We start from the raw sequence: 13,185 nt of genomic DNA, 5'->3' as shown, positions 1-13,185 counted from the left end.
GTGGACGATTTGTACTCCGTGATCGACGCGCTGTCCGCGGCCGACAACTCTCTGACACAACCGGGTGGCGGAACGCCCCGGCCCGTGCCGACCGGCTTCCCGCTGCTCGACGGATATCTGGCCGGTGGCCTGAGATCCGGCGAGCTGACGCTGATCGGTGGCCCGTCCGGAGTGGGCAAGACCGCGCTCGTTCTCCAGATCGCCCGGCACGCGGCCCGGTCCGGCGGGTCCGCGGTCTTCCTGTCCTACCAGCAGGAAACTGCCGTCTTGCTGCAGCGGCTGATCGCGCTCGAGGCGGGTGAGCGGCATGGCCTCGAGGGGGCCACGCTGCGTCAGGTCCGTGACGCCTTCCTGGCCGACGGGCAGGGCGCCGGTCTGGCCGAGCGCCTGGAGCGGGTGGCGGGCGGAACGAGCGCGCTGGCCGCGCTGGCCGACTACGGAGAACGCCTTCTGCTGCACGCTCCGGCCGATGCCGACGTGGTGGACATCCGTGAGGTGGTCTCCGAGGCCCGATTGAGGACGGGGGTCCCGCCTCTGGTCGTTGTGGATCACCTTCAGGGGGTGTCCGGCTTCGGGGAACGGGCCGGCGAGACCGCCGCGGGCCTGCGGGAACTGGCCCGGGAGACGGGGTTGCCGGTGCTCGCGGTCGCCGTCACTGATCCGATTGAGGACGGGTCGGTGCGGCGCCGTCGCACCGGTCACCTTCGCGGGGCGGCATCTTCGGTCTCGGAACCGGACCTGGTGCTGATGCTGAACGAGAAGGTGGACGCGGTGGCGCGCCGGCACCTGGTCTACGACCCGAGGGTGGGTGAGGAGTTCGGTGACTGGCTGGTGCTGACCGTCGAGAAGAACCGGTCCGGGCCCACCGGGATCGGGGTGCAGTTGCGCAAACGGCTGGAGCAGAGCCGGTTCGAGCCGGAGGCCGGGGTGCTGCGCGAGGAACTGGCCGACGAGCCGGTGAGAGACTCGTAGCGGCCGGTTCCCCGCGGTGGCCGGTGTGTCAGCCCTTGGTGCTGGGGCGGCCGGACTCGGGAGCCGGTTCACGCAGCGGAGCCAGGGCCCGGGCCAGCCGACGCGTCTCGATGGCCTGGGCCAGCAGGGCCGCCGACTCGCGCACGGGCTGATGCACCGCGTTCAGGTCGTGGGCGGCGAAGGCGCCACCCTCCTCGTTGCGGGCCAGCACCACGATCACCCGCACGTCCGGCACCGGCACCGCCATCAGGTGCCGCCAGGCCGCCAGGGGCGCCCCGGCCAGCTGCTGCCGCACGATGTCGGTGTCGTCCACCAGCACCGCCCGCCCGGGTCCGCCCACCTCGGTGATCAGCCAGTGCTCGGCGTTCAGCTCCAGCCGGCGCTCCAGCGGGCGCAGGCCCACCCCGCCGCTGACCCGCCACACCGGGCCGTCGGGCACCAGGATCGCGGCCGCGTCGGCGGAGGCCCGCTCGATCACGTCGTCGGCCAGTACCTGCGCGGTGTCGCTGACGCCGTACAGCTCACCGGAACGCTCGTGCAGCGCCCGGATCAGGTCGGCCGTGCGCAGCGCGGGCTCGCCGTCGACCCCGGGGCGGCCGGTGACCGCCGCAGCGGCCTCGGCGTCCAAGCGACGTTCGAGCGCGCTGACCGGGAACCCGTAGGGATCGGTGCGCGGCCCCAACGGGTCGGTGACCAGACCCCGGCTCGGGGTCCGCGGCGTGTTGTCGGCCGGGTCGGCGCGGCGCTGGAACTTGCGCGGCCGGTCGCCGATCCGGCCCAGCCGCCGGTTGGCCGCGATGTTGCTGCTGTTCATCGGGACGCTGCCGGTCTCCGGCGCGGGGTTGCTGCGCCACCGGTTCTGCCGGCTGCCGAGCGGAGAGCTCGCCGGGGGAACGGGCGGCGCGGCCGGGGGAGTCTCCTCGCGCTGCGGAGCCCGCTCGAACGGGAACTGCCCGGTGGGAGGCTGCTCGGAGAACGGGCGCACCACGGGGGTGGAATACGAGAGACCGGCAACCGGGGAGGGTTTGACCTGGATCGGTTCGGGCTCGGGGCGGGCGCCCGGACGCCGGGCGCGGTCGTGCTGCGGCCCCAGCTTCTGGCCCATCCGCCGGGCCGCGATCTGCTGACCGAGCGTGCCGGTGGAGGGGCCCAGGTCTCTTTGGCCCGAGCCCGGAGCCGACTGCCCAGTCGGTCGCTGCCCCTGCTCGGCCGCCTTCTGCACGGCCTTCGCTGCAGCGACGTCGGCGGGTCCGGCCGGCCTACCGTCGGCAGATCCGACGGCGGCGGATCCGGCTCCAGCAGACCCCGCGGCGGCAGAGCCCGTGGCGGCGGAACCAGCAGCGGCGGAACCGGCTCTGGCAGAACCCGCGGCGGCAGATCCAGCAGCAGCAGATCCGGCAGTGCCGGAACCAGCAGCGCCGGATCCGGTGGAAGCAGATCCGGGAGCGGCGGATCTGGCTCGGGCGGAACCGGCAGCAGCAGAACCGGCAGCAGCAGAACCCGCAGCAGCAGAACCCGCAGCAGAGGATCGGGCAGCGGCAGATCCGGCTCCGGCGGAACCGGTGGTGGCAGATCCGGCCCCGGCGGAACCGGCTGAACCAGTAGCAACCGAACCCGCAGAGGCGGCGCCGGCTCCAGCAGATCCAGCTCCGGCAGACCCGGCAGAACCAGCAGGAGTGGATCCGGCTCCGGCAGCACCCGCTCCAGCAGAACCAGCAGCAACCGAACCCGCAGAGGCGGCGCTAGCTCCAGCAGAGCCGGCTCCGGCAGAACCGGCAGCGACAGAACCCGCAGAGGCGGAACCAGTAGCTCCAGACCCGGCAGTGCCAGACCCGGCTCCGGCAGATCCGGCTCCGGCAGACCCGGCACCGGACGTCGCGGCACCAGCCCGGGCGTCGGCGGACTTGGCCGCACCGGGCTTGGCGACACCGGGCTGGGCCGATCGGGCCCCCGAGTTGTCTGTGGCTGTCGAGGCCGACCCGCCCTTGGCTGAACTCGCCGGGGCGGACCCGGCACCGTTGGATCCTGCGGCGGCCGTCCCCGCCTGGCCCGGGGCTGAGGCCCTGGCCGCTCCGGCGGCTTCCGTGGCACCGCCCGGCTGAGCAGAGGTCGGCCTGGCCGCACCCGGCCTGCCGTCGGCCGACGGGGCCGCGTCCGGCCTGCTGTTCTTGGGCTGAGCCGCCCCCGACCCACCCTTGGCCGAGCCCGGGCCAGAGGCCTCGGACTGGTCGGCGCCAGGCGTGGCGGGGCCGCGCGTACCGGTGGCGGCCCCCGCGGCGCTGGGCTTGGCAGCACTGGGCTTCGCGGTGCCTGCCTTGGCCGCGCCGGACTGCGCCTTACCCGACCGGGCGGCCGGGGCCGCGTCGGTCACCGTGGGCTTCTCGGCCGCGGAACCTTCCGAACCCGGCTGAGCCGCACCGGCCTTCGAACCACCGGAGGCGAGCTGACGGACGTCTTCAGTTTCTGAGCTCTTGGAGGTGGCGACGTTCGCGCCGGGCCGTCGGCCGGCCGGCAGCGGTTGCGTCGCGATCACCGTCGCGTCGTCGGAGGTGTCGGCCGTGCCCATCTCGATCATCGGCACCGCGCCGGTCGGCTCGACCGTGATCAGGTCCGGGTCCTCGTCGAGCAGGATCGCCACGCCGCGCAGCAGCGCCTGCCGGGTGATCGGCAGCGGGACCACGTGCACGCCCTCGACCTGCTGCGCCTCGACCTGCTCCCACTCGGGCTGGTAGCCCGAGATCAGCATCACCGGGACGGCCTGCTCGTCTTCCCGCAGCGAGTTGACCGTGTTCACGGCCAGCACCGGGTCGCCCACGTCGAGCACCAGCACGTCGAAGCCCTCGACCTCGGGCAGGTGCTGCTCGAGGTCGTCGGCCGAGCGCTCGTCGACCTCGTGCAGGTCGGTCAGCCGCATCCCCAGCGCGAGGGAACGCGAGATGATCAGCAGTCGCGCCATCCGCCCCTCACATGCCTGAGAACTGTTGGAAGATCTTGATGCCGGCCGGCCCCATGACCACGATAAACAAGGCCGGCAGGATGCAGAAAATCAGTGGGAAGAGAATTTTCACCGGCACCTGCTGAGCCTTCTCCTCCGCCCGCTGACTGCGCTTCACCCGCATCTCCCTCGACTGCACCCGCAGCACTCCGGCTATGGGGATGCCAAACGTATCGGCCTGGACCATGGCCGCGACAAAGATCCTCAGTTCCTCCACGTCGGTGCGATCTGCTAAGGCGCGCAGCGCGGGCAGCCGTCCGGTGCCCAGCTGCATCTCCTGGAGCACCCGGAAAAGCTCCTTGGCCAGCGGTCCTTCGCTGCTGCGGGCCACCTGGGCGAGCGCCGCGTCGAAGGCCAGACCGGCCTCGACCGAGATCGTGAGCAGGTCGATCGCGTCCGGCAGCTCGCGCCGGATCAGCTCGGTGCGGTCGTAGCCGACCTGGTAGACCCACAGCGACGGCCCGAACCAGCCCAGAGCTGAGAGCCCGCTGAATGTGAGAACCATCCCACGTGGCCCTGCTCCGAACAGGGGAGGCAGGGCCAGCCCCAGTAACGCTCCGGTCACGAGCCCGAGGGCCTTGGCGCCCAGGACCCGGTCGACGTCCCAGCCCCGCGGGTTGCCGGCCAGGTCGAGCCGGGCGCGGATCCGGTCGATCCGCTCCTGCGTGGTGAGCCGGCGGCCGGCCGCCGAGAAATGCCCGATCAGCGGAACGAGGACACGCTCCGTGAACGGGATCTGCAGCTCGCTCTGGCGCAGCGGTACCGGGCCGGCGTGGAAGTTCTCCAGCAGGGCCTGCCGGGCCCGGGCGTCCAGACGCTGCCGGTTGGCCAGCAGCAGTACGGCGAACACACCGCTGAGCCCGAGGAAGAGCACGGTGATGCCGGCGGCCAGGAGCATCAGACGTCCACCCGGATCACCTTCGCCATCCAGAAGCCCCCGGCCGCCAGCGACATCACCCCGAAGGCGAGCAGTCCCAGCCCCAGGGGCGTGGTGAACAGCGGATCGATGTACTCGGGCCGGGCCAGCATCAGGTAGAACGCGAACACCACGGGCAGCGCGGCCAGGATGATCCCGGACAGCCGGCCCTCGGCCGAGAGGGCCGCCACCTGCCGGCGCAGCCGCTCCCGCTCGCGCAGCGTGCCCGCCACCGAGGTGAGCAACTCGGCCAGATTGCCGCCGACCTCGCGCTGGATCCGGATGGCGACCACCACCCAGGAGAAGTCCTTGCTCCCGGTGCGCTGGGCGATGCCGTCCAGCGCGTCCTCGGCCAGCATGCCCAGCCGGGTCTCCACCAGCGCCCGGTTGAACTCGCCCCGGATCGGCGGGTGCGACTCGTGCACCACCGAATCCATGGCCTGGGGCAGCGAATAGCCCACCGCCAGGCTGCCGGCCAGCAGTTGCAGCGTGTCGGGCAACTGGGCAAGGAACTTGGCCTCGCGCCGGGCCCGGGCCGCCAGCAGCACGCCCCAGGGAGCGGCCAGCCCGAGCAGCAGCCCCAGCGCGACCGCGGCCGGCCTACCCCGGGCGATCAGGGCGAGCAGCAGCGCTGCCCCGACGGCGGCGCTGACGTGCAGCAGCATCCACTCGCCGGGGCGCAGCGGAAATCCGGCCTGTTCCAGCCGGGCATCCAGTGCGCGGTCGACCTTCCCCCGGCGGGCCACCTGGCTCATCAGGCCGACCGCGGACCGGGTGATCGGGCTGTCGCCCAGCCGGGACGCCGTCTCCTCGGTGAGCCGGATCTGTTCCGGCGTACGGGACCGGACCGAGTACACCGCGATCCGCCGGACCACGTCCGACTCCTCGCGGTCGGCGCCGGTCAGGGCTCCGGTGGCGAGGAAGACCAGCACCGCGAGGGCGATGAACAGCAGGAGCAGTCCGGCCGTCAGCATCCGGTCACCGCACGTGCCGCTGGTAGGAACCGAACGCCCGCGGATCGACCGGGACGCCGTTGCGGGCCAGTTTCTCCAGGAAGGCCGGGCGCAGGCCGGTCCAGCGCAGCTGACCGGCGGTGCCCCCGGTGCCCTGGTAGTCGAAGACGAAGATGTCCTGCAGCGTGATCACGTCACCCTCCATGCCGATCACCTCGGTCACCGCGGTGACCCGACGGGCGCCGTCCGGGAACCGGGCCTGCTGGATGATCAGGTCCAGCGCGCTCGAGACCTGCTCACGGATCGCCCGGACCGGCAGGTCCAGGCCGGCCATCAGCACCATGGTCTCGACCCGGGAGAGCACGTCCCGCGGGCCGTTGGCGTGCACGGTGCAGATCGAGCCGTCGTGGCCGACGTTCATCGCCTGCAGCATGTCCAGGGCCGCGGCGTCCCGGATCTCGCCGACGATGATCCGGTCGGGGCGCATCCGCAGCGCGTTGCGTACCAGCTGGCGGATCGAGATCTCGCCCCGGCCCTCGATGTTCGGCGGCCGGGCCTCCAGGCGCAGCACGTGCTCCTGGTGCAGCTGCAGCTCGGCCGCGTCCTCGATGGTGACCACCCGCTCGTCCGGCGGGATGAACCCCGACAGCACGTTCAGGGTGGTCGTCTTCCCGGCCCCGGTGCCCCCGCTGACCAGGATGTTCAGCCGCCCCCGGACACAGGCGGCGAGCACGTCGGCGACCGCCCGGGACACCGTCCCGAGCTGGATCAGGTCGTCCACCTCGAACGGGTCGGCGGAGAACTTGCGGATGGTCAGCAGGGAACCGTCGACGGCCAGGGGCGGGATGATCGCGTTGATCCGGCTGCCGTCCTGGAGCCGGGCGTCGACCATCGGGCTGGCCTCGTCGACCCGCCGCCCGACCCGGCCGACGATCTTGTCGATCGTGCGCCGCAGGTGCGCCTCGTCGGCGAACCGGCCGTCCACCGGGAAGATCCGCCCGTGCCGCTCCACGTAGATCTGGTCCGGCCCGTTCACCATGATCTCGGTGACCTCGGGATCGCGCAGGTACGGCTCGACCGGCCCGTAACCGAGGATGTCGTCGGCGATCTCCTGGGCGATCCGGGTGCGGTCGGCCACGGTCAGCGGCACCTGGTCGGCCTGCAGCACCTCCTGCAGGGTGTGCCGGACCCGCTGCTCCAGCTCGGACTGGCTGAGACGGGAGTCGTAGAGCTTGGGGCCGAGGTTCTCGAGCAGTGTCTGGTGCACGGTGCGGCGCAGGTCGGCGAATGGGTCGCCGGCCGGTTGCGACCGCCGCCGGGCCCGGGCCCCCAGGGCCGGACCGGGCGGGGCCGTGCGTGCCCCGGCGGCGGTGAGGTCGCCGAAGTCGACCCGGTCGAGCCGGGCCTGGGCGAGCCGGTCGGCCAGGCTCATCGCCGGAACCTGCGCCGGCGCGGCGGCCGCCGTCGGCCGCCGGCCAGACCGGCGCCGATCACCTCGTCCTGGGCGAACTGCGCGATGCCCAGGCTGACCGGGTGACCCGGGTCGTCCTGGACCAGCGGGACACCCCGGTTCACCGAGCTCGGCACGTCGCGTGAGCTGGGGATCAGCCCGGACAGCGGCATCACGGCGGTCTTCTCCACCTCGGCGTGGCTGATCCCGACCCGGGAGTCGCTGCGGTTGAGCACCAGCCGCAGCCGATCGCGCGGGTAGCCCAGCTCGATCAGCGTCTCCACGGTGATCTTCAGCGTCTTCAGGGCCGGCACGTCCGGGGTGACCACCAGGGTGATCAGGTCGGAGACGTCCAGGGCGGCCATCACCTGGTCGTCGAACGCCGGGGGAGTGTCCACCACCACGTAGTCGAACTCCTCGCGCAGCACGTCCAGCAGGTGCGAGATGAGCTGCGGGCGGATCGACTCGGCGGTGCCCGGCTCGGTCGGCGCGACGATCGCGCTGAGCCCGGCCGAGTGCTGGGTGAGCATGGCGGCGACGGCGGAGGAGTCGATCTCGCCGCCCAGCGGCACTGCGTCGGCGATGGTGTGCGCCGGGAAGAGCTGCATCGCGATGGCCACGTCGCCGAAGGCCAGGTCGAGGTCGAGGATGCAGACCTTACGGTGCCCGCGGTCGGCCAGGACGGCGGCGAGATTGACCGCCAGCACGGTCTTCCCGGAGCCGCCCTTGGCCGAGAACACGGTGAGCACCCGGCCGCGCCGGGCGGCGGGGGCGGGGGCCGGATCGGCCGGGGTCTCACGCTGCGGCGCCCGGTTCAGGCTGCGCTTCACCTCGGCCCGCAGCTGCAGGGTGTCGCGGTGGTCGACGACCGCCGACATCCGGGTGCGCAGGGCCTCCTGCAGCAGGGTGGTGGTGATCTCGCGGCGGACCAGGATCAGGTCGACCCCGGGCCGGTGGGACCGGGCCAGGTGGGCCACGTCGAAGGCCTCCCGGTCGTCCAGGTCGGGGCCGAGTACCAGGGTGTCCTCGTCGCTCATCCGTTCCAGGTGCGCACGCAGGCCGTCGAGGTCGCTGAACACCGGCCCGGTGCCGCCGGTCTGGGCGCACAGGGCGGCGCCGACCGGGGGGTGCGGGTCGAAGAAGACTGCCGCGCCCATCAGCTGTCATCCCGGGCGTCGGCCGTGGGGATGACCGCGAAGTACAGCGGCTGCTGCTGCATCTGGACCCCGAGGATCGCGCGGGCGGCCGGTGGCGGCACGGAAAGGCCTATCAGTCCAGGCGGTATTGCGGTGGAGCCGACCGCGTTCTTCCCGTCCGGCCCGGCGGCCCCCACCGTCTGGACCGTGGCGCCGATCGAGATCACCCGGGCCTTCTCCACGATCTCGGTGGCCTTCTCGTCGCGCAGGGTGAAGATCCGCACCCAGGAACCCACCCCGAGCAGCGCGGCCGCCCGGTTCGGGTCTTCCAGTTGCACGGTGACCCCGAGTTCGTCGGCCCGGACCGCGGACTCCTCGTCCACCTCGGCGCCCGGCAGGCTGAGGACCCGCTCGTCGATGGTGGTGCCCTGCAGGACCCGGACCTGCGCCCGGCGCCCGACCACTGCGTCGATCCGGGTGGCGGTGGTGGTGGGCTGGTCGCCGGCCCGCATCTGCTGCGTCTGCACATCCTGCGCGGTGATCTCCACCCCGGTCTCGATGTCCCGCAGCGCCACCACGTAGGTGCCCAGCGCCTGCCCCTCGGTGGCCCGGTCGTCGGCGCCGCGTACGTAGAGCGCGACGATCGCGGTGCCGACCGCGGCCAGCAGGACGGAAGTGATCAGGAGAACCGTGCGTCGTCCCATCCCTGCCTGTCCGCCGTTCTGGTAGAAGCATTCTCGGATCTGCACCGGCGGTGTACCCGTCCGGGACTGCATTCTGTCGCATCACGGGCGCGCAGAGTGGTCGTTGTTACCTGATCGATGTGTGAACGGTCACGGCCGGGCACCGTCCGGATCCGCTACCAGCAGGGCCTCTTTGGGCATACCGGCGCCCAGGAAGGGGCCGACGGTGGCTGATCCCGAGGTCACCGCGGGCAGGTAACCGGGGTCCACCACGTAACCCTCGAGACCGGTGAGACGCCCGTTGCGCCAGAGCAGGCCGCGCCCGCTGGTGTCGCCGTCGATCCAGACGTAGCGGAAAGACGTGATCCGGTAGTCGTTCCCGAGGCCGAGCGGTTCCGGATCGATCACCGGCACCACGGCCAGGCGGTGACTGCGCACGGCGGCCGAGGTGATCCAGCCCTGGTTCGCCGGCCCGGCCGCCACCCCCTGGGCGAGAAGGGTTCTCAGCGACTGGGACGAGCCGCCCGTGTAGCGGGGGTCGAGCAGGTGTGGGCTCTCGAACAGACTGGTGGCGTCGACCTGGTAGCCGTTGGCGGACTCGACCCCGTTGCCGGTGTCGCCGATCAGCCGCCCTGGCCGCCCACCACCGGATTCGAGCAACCCGCGGCGCAGCGACTCCGAGAACTGGCTCGGTGTGCCCAGGTTCAGGCAGTCGGTGGATCCGGTGAGGATCGACCCGACGCACGCGAGGGTGCCCCCGACGAGCGTTCCCGAATGGGGTCGCAGGTTCACCTGAGGCCCCGAGCGGACGTTGTTCTCCAGTGCCGTCGCCGGGTCGCCGGTGTCCTGGCGAGCCAGTTGCACCACTGGTGCGCTGCTTTCACAGGTTCCGGGGGTCGGTGGCGGGTCGGTGGCGGGTGGGGTGCCTGCATAAGTCAGATTGAGGACGTTTGTGGTGAAGGAGTCTCGATAGAGCCTTCCGGTCGCCCAGAGTTGGGCAGTGGAGCCGGCCTGGCCTGGGGGAAGAGTGATGCGGAAGGTGCGCAGCCCGGTTCGCTCACTGGGCAGGGGTGTCGTGGTGCCGTCCGGCGTCTTCCAGCGGAACCGGACGTCGCTCGGCCACTGCCACAGGCTGTACACGGCCAGCCGGAAGGAGGCGGTCGCCCCGCTCACCGGAATGCCCTCACCACTCAGTGCGCGCAGCCGGACGGTACCCGCGGGGACATCGGTTGCGGAGTAACGCCCTGATGTCGATGGGGCAGTAGAAAGGGGAGTGACAGGCGGGGTTTCCGGCTCCTGGACGCAGAACCGCCCGGAGGTGACCTCTTCCGGGGTGAGGGCGAAGGGCAGGATGCCGGAGCCGAGCGGGGTGCCGATCCGGGCGGTGGCCGAGCGCTGGATGCTTGCCTTCTCGAAACCGAGGGCCCCGGCCAGGCCGAACTCCACGGTGGTGGGGGGAAGCAGCACCCGCAGCGCCTGGCTCGGGGTGGACAGGTCGCTCACCGCGTCGGCGAGCCCGACCCGGCCGTCGGTGTCGGAGTCGGTGAAGAAGGTGACCTCGCCGTTGCCGGGATCACCGTCCGTCCACTGCTGCGGGTCGATACCGGTGCGGGAGCGGCAGAGTTCGCCGCTCTCCTCGCGATGGGTGCAGATCGCGGTGAGCGTGGTGGTCAGCTGGTCGATCGCGCCCTCGGGCTCGACGATCGTGGGCAGCCCCTTCGCCGCGGCCAGGGCCAGCCGGTCGGCCAGGGCCTGCAGGTCGTTCTGCCGCAGGTAGGCCCGGCCGAGATCGACCGCCAGGGCGGCCACCCCGAGCAGGAAGGTCGAGATCGCCAGTGTGGTCACGATCGCCACCACCCCGGCCTCGCTGCGCGCCTCGTGTCTCACGACGGCTTCGCCGAGCCCAGGCAGCCGGTCAGGCCGGAGCCCAGCACGCTCTGCACCGAGGCGGTGGAGCTGCGGGTGATCGTGTCGGGGAAGGGGACCAGCGGGATGCCGAGGTCGAAGGCCCGGTAGGTGGCGGTGATCCGGACCTGGCCGAGGACCCGCTGCGGAGTCTGGGTGACTCGCCCCTCGTGATCCAGCCATTCCAGCCGGGAGGTGGCGACATCGGCCGGGCTGAGCCCGTTCTCGGTGACCGCCGAGCCGAGCAGCCGGTCGAACGAGGCGCAGTCGCCGATCCCGGTGGCGGCGTCGCGGCCGGCCTGGTCGAGCGCCGCGCTGAACGACTGCAACTGGAACAGGCCGTAGCCGTACTGGATCACACCGCACAGGAAGAGCATGAGAAGGGGCAGCACCAGAGCGAACTCGACGGCGACGGCGCCCCGGTCCGGCGCCCGCGAGCAGGTGGGTACGGCGATCGGGGCAGCGGTGGCTCGCCGGACGAGCACCAGGCACCTCCTCGCTACGGTCAGCACCAGGTGACTCACGCTCTGCAGCCCTCTGGTCCCGCACAGTCTGCATCATCTGGGGCGCAGTCAGGGCAGAATGCCGAGATCGGGGCGAAACCTGTCCTATTTATGGGGGACTGTCGGTGAAATCATCGACTGTGACTGGGGGTTTCCCCATCAGGCAGGCGTCGAGACGGTGCTCAGGGCCCGCGCTCGCAGGGCCGGGTCCTCGTCCCACTCGTGCAGTGCACGGTAGATGCGGCGCAGGCCGAGTGCCGTGACGGCGACGGTGAGGGCGGCGCCGGCCGGGGCCATGCCAGGTTCGGCGCACAACGAGAAGAACACTGCGACAACGGTGGTGCGTACGGCCAAGGAGGCGGCGTACCTGGCCATGGCCAGCGGTGGGGCGGGCTGGTCACGAGTCTCGCGCAACCCGGCCGGGTAGGGGTTGCGCACCGACCAGAGGGTGCACAGCCCGGTCACCTGGGCGGTGGTCGCGACCACCGCCCCGATCACGGCCACCACCGCGGCCACGCCCGGCGGGCCGGGCGCCCGGGCGGCGCCGAGCACGGCCACCAGCCCGGCCGCGACCAGACAGACCTCGGCGATCACGAGGATCCGGGCCAGCAGCATGATTCTCGGCGGGCAGGGCAGGCTTTCCCGCCAGAGGGCGCCCGGCCCGTCGAGCGCCAGAGCGTTGACCCCGAAGAGCAGGCCGGCGCCGGAGGCGGCGAGACTGGGCAGGAGCACGAGCATCGGCCAGTCCAGCCCGGCGGCGACGGCGGCCAGGGCCGGGGCGGCTGTCAGCGCGATCATGCCCCGGCGTAGCGGGGGCGAACGCCAGACACCGGCGCGGTCGAGTCGCAGGGCGGCGCCGAGCGCGGTGCGGGCCGCCGGCCGGGGGCGCACGGTGCGGCTCTCCAGACGCGTGCGGTCGCGCTCCGGGGCGAGCATTACGGCCTCGCAGCAGCGCCGCCCCAGCACGAGCCCGGTCATCGTGACGGCGGCCAGGAAGAGAAGGAGCTGAACGCCCGCGACGAGGTCTCCGGAACCGGCCTGTACCGCCCGGACCAGCAGGTGCCGGGTGGGGGCGGCGTCGAGCACGTCGGCCATCCGCCCGGTGAGCAGCAGGGCCGCCAGCGCCACGATCGCCGCCGCGAAGACCGCGCGGACCAGCATCGTGCCGCCTCGCGTGGTGCGGGCCAGCTCGACCAGCCAGCCCGCCGCCTGAGCCACCACCGTGACGGTGAGAACCCAGGCCAGGCCGGCCAGCAGTACAGCTGCAGCCGGCCCGGGGGCGGCGCCGAAGCCCCAGGCCGAGACCGCGACCAGGGTCAGGGTGGGCAGCATCCAGGCCACGTTCAGCGGGGCCAGCAGCAGGGCGCCCAAGTGCTCGGCCCCCGGGCTGACCGGGAAGGCGACCGTCTGAGCGCGCGGCAGCAGGGTGCGCGGCCCGTTGCCGGCGGTGGCCAGGACGGTGGCCACCGCGAAACCCAGCCAGGCGCTGGGCAGCAGGAGCGCCGCGTCCTGACGTCCCCCGGCAGGCAACCACAGACCAATGGCGACCGCGACGGCCACGGCGAGTGGAAGCGTCCCTAATCCCGCTCTTGTGCGCCAACGCGCACCGGCCGGCACCGCCCCGAGACGAAAGGCGACCAGGGCGCGAACCTCGGCCGCCGCTGCGGGAAAT

10 protein-coding genes are annotated in these 13,185 nt (G+C 72.3%); 1 reads left to right on the top strand and 9 read right to left on the bottom strand.

All coding sequences use genetic code 11. The features are described 5' to 3' along the window. Complete coding sequence (locus tag QSK18_RS27830; protein ID WP_232812917.1) at window positions 1-972, top strand: DnaB-like helicase C-terminal domain-containing protein; 972 nt, start codon at window positions 1-3, stop codon at window positions 970-972. A gap of 28 nt (window positions 973-1,000) precedes the next feature. Here QSK18_RS27830 and QSK18_RS27825 read toward each other — a convergent pair whose 3' ends face one another. The 9 genes from QSK18_RS27825 to QSK18_RS27785 form a co-directional block, all read right to left on the bottom strand. Then, complete coding sequence (locus tag QSK18_RS27825) at window positions 1,001-3,928, bottom strand: hypothetical protein (RefSeq protein ID WP_285625087.1); 2,928 nt, start codon at window positions 3,926-3,928, stop codon at window positions 1,001-1,003. 7 nt (window positions 3,929-3,935) lie between these two features. After that, on the bottom strand, window positions 3,936-4,865 hold the full coding sequence (locus QSK18_RS27820; RefSeq protein WP_285625084.1) for a type II secretion system F family protein: 930 nt from the start codon (window positions 4,863-4,865) through the stop codon (window positions 3,936-3,938). Next, window positions 4,865-5,857, bottom strand: a complete 993-nt coding sequence (locus QSK18_RS27815; protein WP_232812920.1) for a type II secretion system F family protein — start codon at window positions 5,855-5,857, stop codon at window positions 4,865-4,867. The genes QSK18_RS27820 and QSK18_RS27815 overlap by 1 nt, the downstream gene beginning before the upstream one ends. 4 nt (window positions 5,858-5,861) lie before the next feature. Then, window positions 5,862-7,268: a TadA family conjugal transfer-associated ATPase gene (locus tag QSK18_RS27810; RefSeq protein WP_285625081.1), complete on the bottom strand. Its 1,407-nt coding sequence runs from the start codon at window positions 7,266-7,268 to the stop codon at window positions 5,862-5,864. After that, complete coding sequence (locus tag QSK18_RS27805) at window positions 7,265-8,443, bottom strand: CpaE/TadZ family protein (protein ID WP_232812922.1); 1,179 nt, start codon at window positions 8,441-8,443, stop codon at window positions 7,265-7,267. The genes QSK18_RS27810 and QSK18_RS27805 overlap by 4 nt, the downstream gene beginning before the upstream one ends. After that, window positions 8,443-9,126: an SAF domain-containing protein gene (locus QSK18_RS27800; protein WP_285625076.1), complete on the bottom strand. Its 684-nt coding sequence runs from the start codon at window positions 9,124-9,126 to the stop codon at window positions 8,443-8,445. Before QSK18_RS27800 ends, QSK18_RS27805 begins: the two co-directional genes overlap by 1 nt. Window positions 9,127-9,255: 129 nt before the next feature. Further along, window positions 9,256-10,992: a pilus assembly protein TadG-related protein gene (locus QSK18_RS27795; protein WP_285625073.1), complete on the bottom strand. Its 1,737-nt coding sequence runs from the start codon at window positions 10,990-10,992 to the stop codon at window positions 9,256-9,258. Further along, the gene (locus tag QSK18_RS27790; RefSeq protein ID WP_285625071.1) at window positions 10,989-11,495 is read right to left on the bottom strand and encodes a TadE/TadG family type IV pilus assembly protein; all 507 of its coding nucleotides are present in this window, start codon (window positions 11,493-11,495) and stop codon (window positions 10,989-10,991) included. The genes QSK18_RS27795 and QSK18_RS27790 overlap by 4 nt, the downstream gene beginning before the upstream one ends. A 177-nt stretch (window positions 11,496-11,672) precedes the next feature. Continuing rightward, window positions 11,673-13,073, bottom strand: a complete 1,401-nt coding sequence (locus QSK18_RS27785) for a hypothetical protein (protein WP_285625068.1) — start codon at window positions 13,071-13,073, stop codon at window positions 11,673-11,675. Between the last annotated feature and the right edge of the window lie 112 nt (window positions 13,074-13,185).

Origin of the sequence: Kineosporia sp. NBRC 101677 (assembly GCF_030269265.1) — a bacterium.
Taxonomy (GTDB): Bacteria; Actinomycetota; Actinomycetes; order Actinomycetales; family Kineosporiaceae; genus Kineosporia; species Kineosporia rhizophila.
Note: the sequence above shows the minus strand (reverse complement) of the source record. Positions and strands in the feature narration are given on the sequence as shown.